Origin of the sequence: Mesorhizobium sp. M8A.F.Ca.ET.165.01.1.1, assembly GCF_004792065.1 — a bacterium.
GTDB lineage: Bacteria > Pseudomonadota > Alphaproteobacteria > Rhizobiales > Rhizobiaceae > Mesorhizobium.
The window spans coordinates 168,052-185,669 of sequence record NZ_SRTH01000010.1 but is presented as its reverse complement, the minus strand read 5'-3'; the positions used below and the strand labels follow the sequence as shown (position 1 = coordinate 185,669).

The 17,618-nt window shown below is 64.8% G+C and carries 15 protein-coding genes; 7 read left to right on the top strand and 8 right to left on the bottom strand.

Annotated elements, in window-relative coordinates:
- Nucleotides 1-25: 25 nt before the first annotated feature.
- Entirely contained in the window at nt 26-640 is a 615-nt protein-coding gene (gene pncA / locus EN808_RS24285; RefSeq protein ID WP_135917077.1) for a bifunctional nicotinamidase/pyrazinamidase, read from the bottom strand.
- Nucleotides 641-1,007: 367 nt separating this feature from the next.
- On the opposite strand from pncA, the gene EN808_RS24280 reads away from it, so the two are divergent.
- From EN808_RS24280 to EN808_RS24255, 6 genes are read left to right on the top strand one after another with little or no spacing between them, the layout of a single operon-like run.
- Nucleotides 1,008-1,862, top strand: coding sequence for a xanthine dehydrogenase family protein subunit M (locus EN808_RS24280; protein ID WP_135917076.1), 855 nt, complete (start codon nt 1,008-1,010; stop codon nt 1,860-1,862).
- Between the two features lie 2 nt (nt 1,863-1,864).
- Nucleotides 1,865-4,612, top strand: coding sequence for a molybdopterin-dependent oxidoreductase (locus tag EN808_RS24275; protein ID WP_189524164.1), 2,748 nt, complete (start codon nt 1,865-1,867; stop codon nt 4,610-4,612).
- Nucleotides 4,609-6,150 (top strand): 6-hydroxynicotinate reductase, encoded by a 1,542-nt coding sequence (locus EN808_RS24270; protein ID WP_135917074.1) that lies wholly within the window; start codon nt 4,609-4,611, stop codon nt 6,148-6,150. The genes EN808_RS24275 and EN808_RS24270 overlap by 4 nt, the downstream gene beginning before the upstream one ends.
- Nucleotides 6,150-7,034, top strand: coding sequence for a UPF0280 family protein (locus EN808_RS24265; RefSeq protein ID WP_135917073.1), 885 nt, complete (start codon nt 6,150-6,152; stop codon nt 7,032-7,034). Before EN808_RS24270 ends, EN808_RS24265 begins: the two co-directional genes overlap by 1 nt.
- On the top strand, nt 7,027-7,611 hold the full coding sequence (locus tag EN808_RS24260) for an amino acid synthesis family protein (protein WP_135917072.1): 585 nt from the start codon (nt 7,027-7,029) through the stop codon (nt 7,609-7,611). Before EN808_RS24265 ends, EN808_RS24260 begins: the two co-directional genes overlap by 8 nt.
- A complete protein-coding gene (locus EN808_RS24255) occupies nt 7,608-8,069 on the top strand; it encodes a MarR family transcriptional regulator (RefSeq protein ID WP_135917071.1) in 462 nt (153 codons plus the stop codon). Before EN808_RS24260 ends, EN808_RS24255 begins: the two co-directional genes overlap by 4 nt.
- 275 nt (nt 8,070-8,344) lie before the next feature.
- On the opposite strand, the gene EN808_RS24245 is transcribed toward EN808_RS24255, so the two are convergent.
- From EN808_RS24245 to EN808_RS24235, 3 genes are read right to left on the bottom strand one after another with little or no spacing between them, the layout of a single operon-like run.
- The gene (locus EN808_RS24245) at nt 8,345-9,313 is read right to left on the bottom strand and encodes a substrate-binding domain-containing protein (protein ID WP_135882713.1); all 969 of its coding nucleotides are present in this window, start codon (nt 9,311-9,313) and stop codon (nt 8,345-8,347) included.
- Nucleotides 9,310-10,623 (bottom strand): ABC transporter permease, encoded by a 1,314-nt coding sequence (locus tag EN808_RS24240; protein WP_135917070.1) that lies wholly within the window; start codon nt 10,621-10,623, stop codon nt 9,310-9,312. Before EN808_RS24240 ends, EN808_RS24245 begins: the two co-directional genes overlap by 4 nt.
- A complete protein-coding gene (locus EN808_RS24235; RefSeq protein WP_135917069.1) occupies nt 10,620-12,206 on the bottom strand; it encodes a sugar ABC transporter ATP-binding protein in 1,587 nt (528 codons plus the stop codon). Before EN808_RS24235 ends, EN808_RS24240 begins: the two co-directional genes overlap by 4 nt.
- Nucleotides 12,207-12,424: 218 nt before the next feature.
- On the opposite strand from EN808_RS24235, the gene EN808_RS24230 reads away from it, so the two are divergent.
- Entirely contained in the window at nt 12,425-13,441 is a 1,017-nt protein-coding gene (locus EN808_RS24230; protein WP_135917068.1) for a LacI family DNA-binding transcriptional regulator, read from the top strand.
- Nucleotides 13,442-13,508: 67 nt separating this feature from the next.
- Here the strand turns inward: EN808_RS24230 and EN808_RS24225 are convergent, their stop codons facing one another.
- The 4 genes from EN808_RS24225 to EN808_RS24210 form a co-directional block, all read right to left on the bottom strand.
- A complete protein-coding gene (locus tag EN808_RS24225; protein ID WP_135882716.1) occupies nt 13,509-14,303 on the bottom strand; it encodes an inositol monophosphatase family protein in 795 nt (264 codons plus the stop codon).
- Between the two features lie 84 nt (nt 14,304-14,387).
- Nucleotides 14,388-15,389, bottom strand: a complete 1,002-nt coding sequence (locus tag EN808_RS24220; protein WP_135882717.1) for an LLM class flavin-dependent oxidoreductase — start codon at nt 15,387-15,389, stop codon at nt 14,388-14,390.
- Nucleotides 15,386-16,219, bottom strand: coding sequence for an arylamine N-acetyltransferase (locus EN808_RS24215; RefSeq protein WP_135917067.1), 834 nt, complete (start codon nt 16,217-16,219; stop codon nt 15,386-15,388). Before EN808_RS24215 ends, EN808_RS24220 begins: the two co-directional genes overlap by 4 nt.
- A 70-nt stretch (nt 16,220-16,289) precedes the next feature.
- Nucleotides 16,290-17,459, bottom strand: coding sequence for an AI-2E family transporter (locus EN808_RS24210; protein ID WP_135882719.1), 1,170 nt, complete (start codon nt 17,457-17,459; stop codon nt 16,290-16,292).
- Nucleotides 17,460-17,618: the final 159 nt, after the last annotated feature.

Sequence of the window (17,618 nt, the reverse complement as noted above, 5' to 3'; positions counted from 1 at the left end):
TCCCCCTCTGCCCGCCACGGTGCGGTCAGTCCGACGTGTGATCTTCGAGCGTCACGCCGGCATCGCGCATTTTGGCCAGCATTGTCTCGAGCGATCCGTTGAGATCGATGCCACGGCAGGCATCGAGCCTGACGGTGGCTCTAAACCCCTGTTTGACCGCATCCAGCGCCGAGAAGGCGACGCAGAAATCGGTCGCCAGGCCGACCAGGGTCAGCGTGTCGATGCCACGTTCCCGGAGATACCCGGCGAGCCCGGTCGGCGTCGCGTGATCGTTCTCGAAGAAGGCGGAATAGCTGTCGATGGCGGGACGAAATCCCTTGCGGATGACGAGTTCGGCCTTTGTCCAGGCAAGGCCGGAATGGAAATCCGAGCCGAGACTGCCCTGGATGCAATGGTCCGGCCACAAGGTCTGCGCACCATATGGCATCTCGATCGTCGAATAGGGCTGCGAACCCGGATGGCTGGAGGCAAAGCTGGAATGGCCGGCGGGGTGCCAGTCCTGCGTCAGCACGACATGGTCGGTTCGTCGGATCATGTCATTGACCAGCGGCACGATCTCGTCGCCGCCGGCAACGGCCAGCGCGCCGCCCGGGCAAAAATCATTCTGCAGGTCGATGACAACGAGCGCTTCGTCGGCCATGGGGTTTCCTTCCTGTCAGGCTGCGGTCGGGCTCCGAATGAGGGGCCCGGCGAAAGAAAAAGCCGCTGGCGCGACCGGAGGGAGAAACTTGACCAGATGGCGAGCCGCGTCAACCTCCAGCGGAATAACAAATGCGTGGCGATGCCAGCCACATGGGCACCGGCGTAAACTCTGGCTTTGACAAATTCCGCCGTCTTGATATCATTTGCATACGAATGAATTTGCCGGATCGAAAACCGGCTGGATATGCCCGGGCAAAACGTCTTGGGAGGGTCGGTCTCGGGGAAGGCCCCATCTTGTTGGGAAAGCCCATTTTGTTGGGAAGGCCATCTTACTGGGAAGGCCCCATCTTACTGGGAAGGAAAGCGTGATCCGTTACGCGAAACCCACCACGGTCGACGAGGCGCTCGCGCTGCTTGGCGGGGGCACCTGGCGCATTCTTGCCGGCGGCACGGATTTCTATCCGGTGCAGGGAAGCAAGCCGTTTCGCGACAATGTCCTCGATGTCAACGGACTGACAACGCTGCGCGGCATCGTCGAAACCGCCAGCCATTGGATCGTCGGCGCGCGCACGACATGGACCGATGTCATCCGCCACCCCTTGCCGCCAGCCTTTGACGCCTTGAAACAGGCGGCGCGGGAGGTCGGCTCGGCGCAGATCCAGAACGTCGCCTCGGTCGCCGGCAATCTCTGCAACGCTTCACCTGCCGCCGACGGCGTGCCGGGCCTGCTCGTGCTCGACGCCGAGGTAGAACTGCGCTCGGTGGCGGCGACACGCCATCTGCCCTTGTCACAGTTCATCCTCGGCAACCGCCGTACCGCCTTGCAGCCTGGCGAGATGGTGACGGCCATCCGCGTGCCGAAACCCTCCGGCACATCGGCCTTCGTCAAGCTCGGCGCCCGGCGTTATCTCGTCATCTCCATCGCCATGGTGGCGGCGCGTCTGGTTGTCGAAAATGGCACTGTCGCGGATGCGGCCGTCGCCGTCGGCTCGTGTTCCGCCGTCGCCAGCCGGTTGGCCGGGGTCGAGGCGGCGCTGCGCGGGCTTGCCGTGGGCGCCGGGCTTGTCGCGGCGGTCCGGTCGGCGCCGATGGTTGAGCTGTCGCCGATCGCCGATGTGCGCGGCAGCGCCGAATACAGGCTGGACGCGGTGCGCGAGATCGTTGCCCGCGCCGTGCTCGCGGCCACGCAGACGCCAGCAGGCGACAAGGTGGCCGCATGAGCATGGATCGCGCCGATATCGCCTTCGCGGTCAATGGCGCCGCTGTCTCGGTCAACGTGCCGCCGCTGCGTAGGCTGTCTTCGGTATTGCGCGATGAATTGCGGCTCACCGGCACAAAGGTCGGCTGCGATGCCGGCGACTGCGGCGCCTGCACTGTGCTGGTCGACGGCGACCCCGTCTGCGCCTGCCTGATGCCGGCGGCCTCGGCCGCCGGCGCCGCGGTGACGACGGTCGAGGGGCTTGCCAATGGCCGGCTGTCGGCGTTGCAAGCCTCGTTCCTGGCGCATGGCGCTGCGCAATGCGGCATCTGCACGCCGGCGCTGCTGGTCGCGGCAACCGCGCTGCTGGACACGAAACCCAGGCCGACCGAGACCGAGGTGCAGGATGCGCTGGGCGGCATCCTCTGCCGCTGCACCGGCTACCGGAAGATCATCGCGGCGGTGATGGAGGCTTCCCTCCAGACCGCGAGCCTGGATTTCCGTCTGCCTCGGTCCGGCCACGCCATTGGCGCGTCACCGGTCAGGCTCGACGGCGTGCCAAAGGTGACCGGCGCCGAGAAATTCGGCGGCGATTCCTTCCCGGCCGACGCGCTTGCCGTGCTGGTGGTCCGCTCGCCGCACTATCATGCAAAGTTCGATTTCGGCGACCTCGACGGCTGGGCCAAGGCGCATGCCGGGATCGCGGGCGTTTTCACGGCCGCCGACATCCCGGGAAAAAACTGTTTCGGCGTTATCGGCCCATTCGCCGACCAGCCGGCGCTGGCCGAAGGCTTTGCCCGGCTTCGCGGCGAGGCGGTCGCTCTGGTCGCCGGCGAGCGAGAGGCGATCCTCGATCTCGATCTGTCGGATTTCCCTGTCCGTTGGACCGAACTGCCCCATGTTCTCCAGCCCTGCGATGCGCAGGCCGCAGGTGCGGCGCTGATCCACGAGAACCGCCCGGCCAATTTGTTGACCAACGGCTTTGTCGAGCGCGGCGATCCCGAGGCGGCACTTGCCAATGCGGCCGTCACCGCGAGCGGCGCGATCGACACCTCCTATGTCGAGCACGCCTATATCGAACCGGAAGCCGGCTATGCATATGTCGACGGCGACACGCTTGTCGTCGTCGCCTGCACCCAGGCGCCTTACATGGACCGTGACGACACCGCGAAAGTGCTCGGCCTTGCCGTCAACAAGGTGCGCATCGTGCCGACCGCGACCGGTGGCGGCTTTGGCTCCAAGCTCGACGTTTCCTTGCAGCCTCTGATCGGCCTCGTCGCCATCAAGACGGGACGGCCCGCGGCCCTTGCCTACACCCGCAACGAATCGATGATGTCGACCACCAAGCGCCATCCGGCTGAGATGAAGGCCACCATCGGTGCCGCCTCCGACGGCTACGTCACCGGCATGGTCTTTACCGGCGATTTCAACACCGGCGCCTATGCCAGCTGGGGTCCGACGGTCGCCAACCGCGTGCCGGTGCATGCCTCCGGCCCTTATCTCACGCCCAACTATCGTGCCGAGGGCCGCGCCATCCACACCCATGGTCCGATTGCCGGCGCCTTCCGTGGCTTCGGCGTGCCGCAGGCGACGATCATGCAGGAGACGCTCTATGACGAGCTCGCGGGCAAGCTCGGCATGGATCGGCTAGACTTTCGCCTGAAGAACTGCCTTCGGAACGGCTCCGAAACGGTTACCGGGCAGCTTCTGGTGTCTGGCGTCGGCATCGCCGAATGCCTCGAAGCGCTGCGGCTGCACTGGGCGCGGGCGACGGCCGACGCGGATACGTTCAACAGCACCAGCATAGATAGAAAGCGCGGTGTCGGCGTCGCGTGCTGCTGGTATGGTTGCGGCAACACCTCGCTTCCCAATCCGTCGACCATCAGGGTAGGCATCGCGCCATCGGGCGACGTCATCCTGCACCAGGGCGCCGTCGATATCGGCCAGGGGTCCAACACCGTCATTACGCAGATCTGCGCCGACGCGCTCGGCCTGCCGCTGGAGAAATTCCAGCTGAAGAGCGCCGATACGGCAATCAGCCCAGACGCCGGCAAGACTTCGGCCTCGCGACAGACTTTCGTGACCGGCAAGGCGGCTGAAAAGGCTGGGCGGGCCCTTCGCGAAAAAATCCTGCGCTTTGCCAATGTCTCGGATAGGGCTTCCCTTAAATTGGATGGCGCGGTGATCGTCATCCGCGAAGGCGAGGCGACACGCCGCATCGACCTTGCCGCGCTCGATGCGAATGCCGACGGCTTCGTCTTCCGCGCCGAAGAGACATACGATCCGCCGACGCTGCCCCTCGATGCCAAGGGCCAGGGCAAACCCTATGCGGTCTATGGCTATGGCGCGCAGATTGCCGAACTTGAGGTCGACCTCAAACTCGGCACTGTCAGGCTGATCAAGATCACGGCGGCGCATGACGTCGGCAAGGCGATCAATCCGTTGCTGGTCGAGGGCCAGATCGAAGGCGGCATCGCGCAAGGCATCGGCATGGCGTTGATGGAAGAATATGTTCCCGGGCGCACCGAGAACCTGCACGACTATCTCATCCCGACCATTGGCGACGTGCCGCCGATCGAGACCATCCTTATCGAGGTGCCCGATCCCGAAGGGCCGTTCGGCGCCAAGGGCCTGGGCGAGCACGTGCTGATCCCGACGGCGCCGGCGATCCTCAACGCCATCCGCCACGCCACCGGCGTGCTGGTCACCAAGGTGCCGGCAACGCCAAGCCGCATCCTGGCGGCCATCCGCGAGAAGGAGGCACGCGCATGAGCGAGCTTGCCGAACGCTTCGAAACCCATGATCCCGGCGAGAAGCTGGTGGCGCAGAAGATCCGCTGCGATGCCTGTCCCGTCATGTGCTACATCGCCGACGGCCGCACCGGCGCTTGCGACCGCTATGGCAATGTCGCGGGCCGGATCGTGCGCATGGACCCGCTGACCATCCTCGACCATGCGGCCGAGACCGGCGCTGCCATGGTGCCCTTTGTCGCCGAGGGCGAGCAGTGGGACGGCGAACTCATCAACACCGGCCGCCGCTTCGTCACGGCAATCGGCGCCGGCACCACCTATCCCGACTACAAGCCTGCTCCCTTCATCGTCAGCCAGGAGGTCGAGGGCGTCGATCTCGTCACGGTGGTGACGGAAGGCATCTTCTCCTACTGCGGCGTCAAGGTGAAGATCGACACCGACCGTCATATCGGACCCGAAACGGCTGTCGTGCGGGCCGAGGGCGAGGCCATCGGCCATGTCACGACGGGCGAGTACGGTTCGCAGATGCTGTCGCTGGGCGGCGTGCATCATCTGACCGGCGGTTCCAAGGCGGAAGGCCGCGCCACCTGTGACGCCCTGCTCAATTTGTGCAACCGCAAACCGGTGGAACTCAGCATAGACGGCGGCGCCACGGTCATCGTCGAAGCCGGCAAACCCCCCGTCATCGACGGCAAGCAGGAACACCGCATGCGGGTCGGCTGCGGCTCGGCCACGATCGGCATGTTTGCCACGCAATGGCGCGGGCTGGTCGACGAGGTCGTGGTGGTCGACGATCACATCACCGGTGTCGTCTCCGAACACCAGGCCGGCAAGGTGCTGGGCTGGCAGGATACGGGCATCAAGATCGTTGGCCGCCGCTCGACACCGGGCCGCTATTTCAAAGTGTCCGAGCCAGGCCTCGGCTGGGGCGGCACCAGCATTTCAGATCCGCTGTCGATACTCGGCGAATGGAACGCCAAGAAGGGCGCGCGCCCGGGCCTGTCGCTGCTGATGGTTTCGACCACCGGCGAGCAGTTCGCCTATTACGAGCTCGATGACGACCTGAAGCCGGTCGAAAAACCGTTTCCGGAACGGCTGCGGAAATCGGTCAACCTGATCGAGGACAATTGCGAGCCGGCCTTGTGCACCGTGCTGTTCATCGGCGGCGCCGGCGGGTCGCTGCGCGCCGGCGTCACCGAAAACCCGGTCAATCTCACCCGTTCGGTGCAAGGCCTGACTACCTATGTCACCGTTGGCGGCGCCCCGGTCTATGTCTGGCCGGGCGGGGGCATCACGCTGATGGTCGATGTCACCAGGGTTCCGGAAGGCGCCTTCGGCTATGTGCCGACGCCGGCGCTGGTGGCGCCGATCGAGTTCACGCTGCGTCGCGACGACTATGTCAGGCTCGGCGGCTACGAGGCGGAGATCCGCAGCGTTGCGGACATCGTCGCCAAAGGTGGCGAGTATCTCAATCCCCGACGCGGCACAGGCGCCGCAACCCAAAATCCATGGCCGCCGCTGGCGCAATTGCGCCGCGCGGGTTCGAACGGGGCGGGGTGATGGAAGATCCGCAAGCGCACTGGCTGCAGGACGGCAAGCGGCTGCATCTCAACCATGGGCCGATCGACCTGATCGTCGAGGCCTTTGGCGAGGCTGATGAGTGTCGCGCCGCCTACGTCCAGGCCGTCGCGCGCTTCCAGACGATCCTGATCGAGCTGGTCGAGGAGCTTCCCGAATTGCGGCTCCCGGCATTTTTCTTGGCGCCGCGAACCTTCACCGGCCCGACGGCGCGCCGCATGGAAGCAGCCGTCATGCCCCTGGCGGAATGCTTCATCACACCGATGGCCGCCGTTGCCGGATCGGTAGCCGACGAAATGCTTGCCGCGCTGCTAGCCGGACGCAAGCTCGATCGTGCCTATGTCAACAATGGCGGCGACAGCGCCCTCCACATCGGCAGAGGCCGCTCGATGGGATTGGCGGTCGCCGGCACCGGTAACGGCATGGCCGACCGGATCACGATCCGTGCGCAGGATGGCGTGGGTGGCGTTGCAACCAGCGGCTGGCGTGGCCGCTCCTTCTCGCTTGGCATTGCCGACGCCGTCACCGTGCTGGCGCGGACCGGCGCGGAGGCCGATGCGGCGGCAACGCTCATCGCCAACGCGGTGGACCTGCCCGGCAATCCCGCCATCAGGCGCGTTCCCGCACGCGACCTGTCGCCCGACAGCGATCTTGGCGCGCGGCTGGTGACGCAAGCCGTCGGCACGCTTGCACCTGATGAGGTGGCACGCGCCCTGGACAATGGCCTTGCCGTCGCCGAAGATTTTCGCCGGCGCGGCCTGATCGCCGCATCGGCGCTGTTTCTTGGCGGGGAAGCCCGCATCAGCGGCTCCGTTGCACTCGTCGCGCCCAACAAGCATGAACCGGAGGAAGTTGCCCATGCCTGAATTTCCGATCCGCAAGATCGCGGTGCTGAGCGAAGAAATCTTCCACGATGGCGGACCGGCCGCCGCGGTGCCGCGCCGGCGTGCCGCTGCCATGGCCGTGGTCAGGAACCCGTTCGCCGGGCGCTATGTCGAGGATCTGCAGAGCGCCATGGATGATCTGAAGCCGCTCGGCCTGCTGCTCGCCGACCGGCTGATCGCCGCCCTCGGCGGCGACGTCAAACAGATCGACGGCTACGGCAAGGGCGCCATCGTCGGCAGCGCGGGCGAGCTGGAACATGGCGCGCTGTGGCATGTGCCGGGCGGCTATGCGATGCGCGAGCGGCTGGGCGATGCCAAGGCGATCGTGCCGTCGGCCAAGAAGGTCGGCGCCTTCGGCTCAAAGCTCGACGTGCCGCTCGGCCATATCAACGCCGCCTATGTGCGCAGCCATTTCGACGCCATGGAAGTCGGCATCAGTGACGGCCCGCGTCCTGACGAGATCCTGTTCTGCCTCGCCATGACCTGCGGCCCGCGCGTCCATAATCGGATGGGTGGCCTCGCGGCGGATGACATAAAAGCCTGGGACGGGCTGCGGTGAGCGGCGAGGACAACCTGCTCAAGCTGGTCGAGGTCGAAGAGGCCGATGATCACGACTACCTCCTGCAGGAGCAGGTCGGCTTCATCCTGCGCAAGGCGCACCAGCGCCATGTTTCGATCTTCGCCTCCCGTATCGCCGATCTTACGCCTCCGCAATTCGCCGCACTCGCCAAGTTGCGCGACGTTGGCGAAACTTCGCAGAACCAGCTCGGCACATTGATCGCGATGGACGCGGCAACGGTGAAAGGCGTCATCGACCGGCTGAAGGCGCGTGGCCTGGTCGAGCTTTCCAGGCATGAGGTCGACAAAAGGCGGCTGCTGGTAAACCTGACGCCGGAGGGCAGGGACGCGATCGAGCGCCTGATCCCGCTGGCCCGCGAGATCACAAGGGAAACGCTGGCGCCGCTCTCGGCCAAGGAGATCGTCACCTTCATGAAGCTGCTAGCCAAGCTGGCGTAGATGCGGATCTTACCAGCCTGCAGAAGCTGGTCACCGAAACGATTGAGTTGAGTAGAATTGGTTGGTCTGCGCTGCCCCTCATTGTCCTGCCGGACATTTCTCCCCGTATAGGGACGGGGAGAAAGGCGCTGTCATCGACGGCTTCGCTAGTCGCCGGCGTTGCAGAAGGGCGCCGGCTTCACCACAGCTCCCTTCTCCCCGTCACTATACGGGGAGAAGGTGCCGGCAGGCGGATGAGGGGCTGCGCCAACCGAGGCCCCTCAAGCTCCACTATCTCACAGGCCGTTGTCTTTCAGCACCTGGGCGGCGTTTTCCTTGGTGATCTTCTGCGTCGGCAAGGTGATGGTCTTCTCGACCTTCTCGCCGTTCAGGAACTTGATCGCCTGGCGCAGGCCTTCCGCACCTGGGGTGACATAGGTGAAGGTCGCCGTCAGCTCGCCCTTGTTCACCATCTGCACGCCTTCGTTGGGCAGGCCGTCGATGCCGATGAACTTGATGTCCTTCTCGCGGCCAACATCCTTGGCCGCGAGATAGGCGCCGTAGGCCATCGGGTCGTTATGGCCGTAGACGAGATCGATCTTCTCGTTGGTCTTCAGCGCGTTGGCCATCAAATTGTAGGCCTGATCCTGTTTCCAGTCGCCCGACTGCTGGTCGAGCAGATATTTGATGCCCGGTTCCTTGTCGGTGAATTCATGGAAACCGTCATGGCGGTCATGCGCCGGCTGGGTACCCATGCCGCCCCAGATCTCGACGACATTGCCTGCCGCCTTGCCTTTGCCGCCGAGCAGTTCGACGGCATATTCGCCGGCCGCGCGGCCGATCAGCTTGTTGTCGCCGCCGACGAACTGGGTGAAGTCCTTGGTGTCGACATTGCGGTCGAGCACGAAGACCGGAATCTTGGCGTCGATCGCCTGCTGCACGACGCCGGTCAGGCCGGCCGATTCCTTCGGTGACACCAGGAGCGCGTCGACTTCCTGGCGGATCAGGTTCTCGACGTCGGCGACCTGCTTCTCGGTCTTGTCCTCGCCGTCGGTGATGATCAGCTCGACTTCGGGATGCTTGGCGGCCTCGGCAATGATGTCCTTGTTGAACTGGGCGCGCCAGGGCTCGATGGTGGTCACCTGCGAGAAGCCGATCTTCCACTTCTTGTCTTGGGCAAAAGCATGTCCGGTGGAGAGCAGTGCCGTGGTGGTCAGCAATGCCGCGCCGAATGCGGCAAGCTTCAGCATGTCACGTCGGTTCATTTCTTGTTTCCTCCGAGATTGAGAGACGGTGTCTCTTGCGACGGCCGTTTTGCGGCGGCCGTTTCCTTGTGCGCCGCTCCGGGCAGGCGCAGATAGGCCAGCAGATCGCCGGCATTGCGCTCCTGCACGAGCACGGTGCCGATGATGATCATCCCCTTCAGCACCAGCTGAAGGTTCGAATTGATGTTGTGGAGCTGCAAGATGTTGGACAGCAGCCCAAAGATCAGCACGCCGCAGAAGGTGCCTGTCAGGCTGCCGCGCCCGCCCATCAGGCTGGTGCCGCCAATGACCACGGCGGCGATGGCGTCGAGCTCCAGCCCGGCGCCGGCATCCGGCTTGCCTTGCCGGTACTGCGCTACGTAGAGCACGGCGGCGATGCCGGCGAGCAGTCCTGATATGGCATAAGTGGCGATCTTGACGCGGCCGGCGGCGATGCCGGAAAGCCTGGCCGCCTCCTCATTGCCGCCGATGGCATAGACATAGCGGCCGAACGGCGTGAAGCGCAGCACCGCGCCGTAGATGACGATGGCGCCGAGGAAGAACAGGCCGGGCATCGGGATGACGCCGAACACCAGCGAGCGCAGCAGCTCGAAATCGGCGGTGGCGTTGGAGCCGGTATAGACCGGCAACACGGCATTGTTCTGGCCGGCGGTGAGCCGGGCGATTCCGAGCGCCGTCACCATCATCGCCAGCGTGACGATGAAAGGCTGCAGCCGTCCGCCGACGATGATGAAACCGTTGATGGCGCCGAACAGCAGACCAACGCAAGGCGCCACCAGAAGCACGCCGAGAACGCCGAATTTGGGCTCGATCTGCGGCAGCAGGTACCAGAGCGAAAGGCAGCACAGGACGATGCCGACGATTGCCGGCGTGACCAGGCCGCGAACGGTGTCCAGCCTCACGTCGCGGGCCACGGCATCAACGCCGGCGCGGGACTTTTCCACGTTGAGGAAGATGAAGCGCGTGACCACGAAGCCGAGACACAGCGCAACCAGGGCAACCGTCGGCACGCCCAGCACGACGCCCGGCGTTACGCCCGGAACCGTCAGCAGCATGGCGCACACCACCGAGCAGATGGCCATCAGCGAGCCGACGGAAAGGTCGATGCCGCCGGTGATGATCACCGCCGTCATGCCGGTGGCGATCAGCCCGGTGGTCGACACCTGGCGCAGCACGTCGAGGAGATTGCCGTAGGACAGAAAGATGTTGTTGCCCTTGGAACTCACTGGCGAGCCCAGCACGCCGATCAGGAAGATGGCGATCAGGCCCCAGTAGAGCTTGGTGCGGGACAGGAGTTTCAGTGCGGTCATGCGGCGGGTCTCGATAGGGTCCGGCGCGGTGCCGCGAGGCGCATGATGGCCTCCTCGCTCGCCGCTTCGCGGGAAAGGATGCCTGTCTGGCGGCCGTCGGCCATCACCAGGATGCGGTCGGAAAGATGCAGCAATTCCGGCAGCTCGGAACTGATGACGGCGATGGCCAGGCCATCGCCCGCCAGCCGGAAGATGAGGTCGTAGATCTCGCGCTTGGCGCCGACATCGATGCCGCGCGTCGGCTCGTCGAGCAACAGCACCCTCGGCCTGGTCGCCAGCCACTTGCCGATGACGACCTTCTGCTGGTTGCCGCCCGACAGCGTGCCGGCGGGCTGGTCGATATCCCGGCAGCGGATGCCGAGCGCCTTGACAGCCTGCCGCGCCAGCCCCTGTTCGCCGGCCAGCGAACGGATGCCGAAGCGGGCCAGCGCTCCGACCAGCGGCAGCGCCACATTGTCCGATATCGAGGCCTGTAGATGCAAGCCTTGCGTCTTGCGGTCCTCGGTGACCAGTGCGATGCCCAGCCGCCGCGCATCGCGCGGTGAGCGGATATCCACCGGCTGGCCGTCGAGCCGGATCTCGCCGCCCGCACGGCCATCGCTCGAGCCGAAGATCGCTTCCATGATCTCGGTGCGGCCGGAGCCCAGCAACCCGCCAATGCCGAGGATTTCTCCGGCGGCCAGATCGAAGCTGACGCCGCCGATCACCTGCCGCCAGCCCTGGCGGTCTGGCTTCGACAGCGACAGATCGCTGACCGAAAGCACGATCCTGCCGCCGGGATCCCGCTCGTCCTGGGAGGATGCGAGCAGGTCCCGTCCGACCATCGCCGAAATGATGGCATTTTCGTCAAGCTCGGCCATCGGCCGCGTCAGCACATGGCGCCCGTCGCGGAACACGGTGACGCGGCCGGCCAGATGCATGACCTCGTCGATGCGGTGCGAGATGTAGACGATGGCGACACCGCTGTCGGCAAGCTGGCCGATGATGCGAAACAGCCGTTGGCATTCGGCCGGCGACAGTGCCGAGGTCGGCTCGTCCATGATCAGCATACGCGCCGACATCGACAGTGCCTTGGCGATCTCGACCAACTGCTGTTCGCCGACACGCAGCGCGCCGACGCGTGCGTCCGGATCGAGTTCGATGCCGAGCCGCTGCAGGAGGGCGCTTGCCGCGCGGCTGCTCGCCTTGCGGTGGACGATCAGACCCGCGATCAGCTTCTCGCGCCCGAGAAAGATGTTGTCGGCGACGCTGAGCTCCGGCACCAGGTTGAGCTCCTGGTGGATGATGGCGATGCCCGCGTCCTCGGCGTCGCGCACGCCGGCGAAGCTGACCGGCCTTCCGTCGATGCTGACCGTGCCTTCGTAGCCGGTATAGACGCCGGAGAGGATCTTCATCAGCGTCGACTTGCCGGCGCCGTTCTCACCCATCAAGGCATGCACTTCGCCGCGCCGCAATTCGAAGCCGACATCGACGAGCGCGGCGATGCCGCCAAAGCTCTTCGAAATATGCTCGGCGCTCAGGACGGTGTCCGAGCGATCCGATGTCGCATTGCGCGCCGAGGAAAGGGAATTGCTCTGTTCCATGACAATGGCGGCCTCCCTTCCGTCTTCGTCAGCTTCTCGAACGCTAATCTAAACGTTTCGATCATGTCAAGCCGATATAGGGTGACGAAACTTTGATGCATTTCAATTCTTGCCTAAAATGGCGGGATTCCGTAGGTATTGCTGGCAAGGGGTGACGAAACGTTTCGAAAATGACAGCGTCAGGGCCAAAAAAACAACGCAAATCCACCGCGCCCACCATGTTGCACGTGGCCGAAGCGGCGCGTGTCTCGGTCGCCACCGTGTCGGCGCTGATCAACGGCACCGCAACCGTGAGTCCGGAGCTCAGCGCCCGCATCGAGCAGGCGATCCGTGATATCGGCTACAAGCGCAACGCCATAGCCCGCAGCCTGAAGATGGGTACGACGCGCACCATCGGCCTGACCGTTCCGCACATCACCAACCCGTTCTTCACCGCCGTCGTCTCGGTCATCCAGCAGGCCTTCGATCGCGCCGGCTATGCCGTCATGCTGTGCTGTACGGACGAGGATTTGAACACCCAGGACGACCAGATCAGGCTGCTGCTCGACCGCATGGTCGACGGGCTGATCGTGGCGCGCGTCGGTGACGGCGCGATCCTCGAGCGGATCGTCGCCGATGCCAACGTGCCGGTGGTGCTGATGGATCGCCTGTGCGAGGGGGTCGACACCGACGCCGTGGTTCTCGACAACCAGCGCGCGGTGTTCGACGCCATCAGCTATCTGATCGACCTCGGCCACCGCCGCATCGGGTACATCACCGGCACCTCGGATATTTCACCCATGCATGACCGCATGACCGGATATTGCGAGGCGCTCCAGGCCGCCGGCTTGCCGGTGGCCGAGGAACTGGTTCGCTCCGGCAATTTCCACGAGATCGACGGCTACAACGCAACCATGCAGCTGCTGTCGCTGCATGACCGGCCAAGCGCGATCTTCTCGGCCAACAACCCGATGGTGATCGGAACCATGAAGGCGATCCGCGACATCGGCTTGTCCTGTCCGGAGGACATTTCGGTCGCTTGCTTCGACGATTTTCCTTGGTCCGACGTGTTCCAGCCGCAGCTGACCACGGTGGCGCAGCCGGTGCAGGCCATCGGCGAGCAAGCGGCCAATCTGCTGCTCGACCGCCTCGCCGGCAACCGGGACGCGCCGCCGCGCAAGCTCGTGCTCAAGGGCCGCCTGATGATCCGCAATTCATGCCGGCCGCTGGGGGCGGTTCAGAGCGTCAGTGCCTAAAGCATGATGCCGAAAAATGTGAAGCGGTTTTCGGACGCCATCCTGCTTCCCGAGATTTGGAGCCTGATCAGGGCGTAAAGACACCGGAACACAGCGCCTGCAGCTTCGAAAACACGCCCTTGCCGCCCGTGATGACCTGCGTGCCGCTCTGCAGCACCGTCTTCGGGTCCGCCTTCAGAACGGTGCCGCCAGCCTCCTCGATCAACAGCATGCCGGCCACGCAGTCCCAGGCGTTCATGTGTTCTTCGACATAGCCGAGCAGCCGGCCCGAGGCGACATAGGCGAGCATCAGGGCGCCTGACGCGTTGCGGAAGAAGACGCCGCCTTCGGCGAGGATCTTCTTGATCAGCACGGCGATGTTTTCGGCCTCGGCCCGGTTTGAGAAGCCGGTGCCCACCGAGCCCTCTTCCAGGCCGGTCGCCGTACTCGCCTTCATCGGTCTGCCGTTGACGAAGGCGCCGCCGCCCAGCCTTCCGTGGAAGGTCTCGCCGGTCGATGGCTCGTGGATGACGCCGACGATCGTCTCCCCATCCCGGGCGCAAGCGATCACCACGCACCAAGCCGGAATGCCGCGCACGAAATTGGCGGTGCCGTCGATGGGGTCGATCACCCAGACATGGCCGGTAGAGCCGGCGACCGAGGCATGCTCCTCGCCGACGATGCCGTCCCGCGGATAGTCGGCGGCGATCGCCGCGCGGATGAACAGCTCGACCTCGCGGTCGGCTTGCGAGACCAGGTCCTGATGGCCCTTGCTTTCGATGGTCAGGCTGTCAAGGTCGCGGAAATACCTCAGGCCGAGTTCGCCGGCGCGCCGCGCCAGATCGATGGCGAACCGCATGCGTGCGTCGAGATCATGTGTCACGGGAAAGCTCACTTGCTGCCGATGGATGCCTTGCACTTAGCAGAGCATTGTGACCGGCAAAAGCACCCGGCGAAGTACAAGACGTCAGGCCGCTTGCGACAGGGATTTGTGCGCCTCGGCCAGGATTTCGAAGGAACGCACGCGGGCGGCGTGATCGAATATCTGCGCGGTGACCATCAGCTCATCGGCGCCGGTGCGGCGTACGAACGCATCGATGCCTTGGCGGACCGTTTCCGGCGAGCCGACGACGGCGCAGGACAGCGCCTGGCCGAGCATGGTCTTGGCCATCGGGTCGAGATCCCGGTCATAGCTCTCGACCGGCGGCGGCAATCTTCCGGGCCTGCCGGTGCGCAGATTGACGAAGGCCTGCTGCAGCGAGGTGAACAGCAGACGTGCCTCGGCGTCGGTGGGCGCTGCAAAGACATTGAGGCCGAGCATGACATGTGGCTTGTCGAGCTGCTCGGACGGCTGGAAGCGCGAGCGGTAGATGTCCAGCGCGTGGTCAAGTTCCGCCGGAGCGAAATGCGAGGCAAAGGCATAGGGCAGGCCGAGCATGGCGGCGAGCTGCGCGCCGTAGAGGCTCGACCCGAGAATCCAGATCGGCACCGTCTGGCCTTCGCCAGGCACGGCGCGCAGGCGCTGGCCTTCCTCGGCCGGCAGGAAATAACCCATCAGCTCGACGACATCCTGCGGGAAATTGTCGACGCCGGCCTCGAGATTGCGGCGTAGCGCCCGCGCCGTGTTCATGTCGGTGCCGGGAGCGCGGCCGAGGCCAAGGTCGATGCGGCCTGGAAACAAGGCCGCCAGCGTGCCGAACTGCTCGGCGATCACCAGCGGGGCATGGTTGGGCAGCATGATGCCGCCGGCGCCGACGCGAATGGTTTTGGTGCCGCCGGCAACATGGGCGATGACAACCGATGTGGCCGCACTGGCAATGCCTGGCATGTTGTGGTGCTCGGCCAGCCAGTAGCGCTTGTAGCCGAGCCGCTCGGCGTGGCGGGCGAGGTCGAGCGAATTGGCGAGCGATTGCGAGGCATCGCTGCCTTCGACGATCGGCGACAGGTCGAGGACGGAAAGTTCGGTCATGTACTGGTCTCCACGATCTTCTTCTCGCGCACCCGAGCCTCGAAGGCCGTGCGGTCGGGAATGGTGATGCCGAGCTGGCCTTCCAGCGTGTCGGCGAGTTCAGTGGCTGTGGCGATCTGCTTCTGTTCGGTGCGGCCATCAATGTGATGGATCGACAGGCGATCGCCGCGCAGCGCGTAGCGCCGGTCGGGCGCGGCGCGCGCCGCCAGAACCGAGGTCAGGAAATGCGATGCGGGGTTGGTCGACAGGAAATAATTGGTGACGGAATAATCGACCTCATAGTGCGGCTGCAGATCGAAGCGATACAGCGAGCGCCAGCCGCCGCCGATGGCGGCCTGCAGGCGAAAGTCATCGCCGGTTTCAACGATGCGGAACGTTTCGTGCGGGGTCGTCTGTTCGAGGCCCGGCTCGAGCAGCAGCGGGGCGGTCAGCGTCAGGCCGCCGAAGCCGACATCGGCTATATAGGTCCGGCCATCGAGCTCGGCGCGCAAAAGCATGTGGCTACGCGCCGTGATCGCGTCCTCGCTCTGACCCCAGAGCACACGCGCGGCGAGGCCGCCGACCTCGAAGCCAAGCGCCTTCAGCGCGTGCATGAAAATGAGATTGTGCTCGAAGCAATAGCCGCCACGCCCGTCGAGGACCATCTTGTCCTGCAGCGATGCGGCGTCCAATCGGACCGGGCGCCCCAGAAACGGATCCATGTTCTCGAAGGGGATCGCCTGCGGATGCAGGAAATGAAGCGTCTTCAGCGTGTCGAGCGAAGCATCACTGGAACCGGCATGGCCGATCCGGGCGAAATAGGCGTCGAGGTCGAAGGGAGCGTCGTTCATCGGGAAGGGCACCGGGCACTGATCGGGCGGATATAGGCATTCGATCCCGCCGCCGCAAACGGTGCGCCTGTTATGCGGCGGTCGTGCCGTCCTGTTCGTCGGCGTCCTCCTCCACGACCGCCGTATGTTGGGCGGCGAGAAAATTGCCGACATGGCTAAGGCTCTCGAAATGGTCGCAGAACACCTTGACGACGACCAGCAGCGGCACAGCCATCAGCGCGCCGACGAAGCCCCACAGCCATGACCAGAATGCGATGGCGATGAAGATCGCCACGGCGTTGATCTCGAGCCGCCGCCCGACCACCATCGGCGTCACGAACTGGCCTTCGACGATGTCGCACAACACCAGGAAGGCAGGCGCCAACAACGCGTAGGCGATCGTGTCGAAGCTGATCAGCGCGATGACCGTGACCAGGACGAGCGTGATCATGGCCCCGACATAAGGCAGGAAATTGAGCAGAGCGGCCGCGGCGCCCCAGACCAGCGGATTGGGCATGCCAAGCGCCCACAGGCCGAGGCCGATGACCGTGCCGAGGCCGGTGTTGATGATTGTGACGGTGAGCAGATAGTGCGAGATTTCCCGCTCGACGTCGTAGACGACGCGCAGCGCCCGCTTCTTTTCGGTGAGGCTGGCGAAGGACTGGATGATCTTCTCGTAGAACATCGTGCCCGAGGCGAGCAGGAACAGCGACAAAACGAAGATGATGGTCAGGCTTGTTCCGGCCGACAGGATGTTGCTCGCCGCCGACGACAGGAAGCCGGACTGCGCCACCGCGACCTTCTGCACGCCCGGTTCCTGCGATGTTTCGGTCAGCCCTTCGATCTGGTGCGCGATCTCCATGATCCTCTCGACCGGCCGCCGCAACTGCGCCAGCCGTTCGGTCAGTTGCTGGCCGATGGACGACGTGTTGTTGATGAGATCGATGACGGGGCCGCTGAGCACATAGCCGGCGCTCGCGAAGACGAAGAGGGATACAAGCACCAGAAGCGTCGCCGAGACCACTTCGGGAATGCCGCGCTTGCGCAGCAGCCGCACGATCGGCGTCAGTGTCAGCGTCAGCAGAAAGGCCAGGATGACCGGCATGAAGAAGGCGCGCGCGAAATAGAGCGCATAGATGCTCATGAACAGGAAGATGCCGATGAGCAGCGAGCGCATCAGGCGTGTGTCGGCGCGCGTTACCAAACGTGACTCCTCGGCCTCGGCAACGCCTGCGCCCAAAGCGGCGGGTTCGGCTTTCATCGTGGCCCCCTCGGCGGCGCACCACAACTGATGCAGTCCGCAGACGAAAACGCCGGCACGGCTTCAAGGTTCCGTTAGCCGGCACTGCCGCACGGGCCGCCGTCGAGGGATCGTGCCGCCAATTGCGCAACCGGAGACTCGGCTGCGAGTGCGCCATAT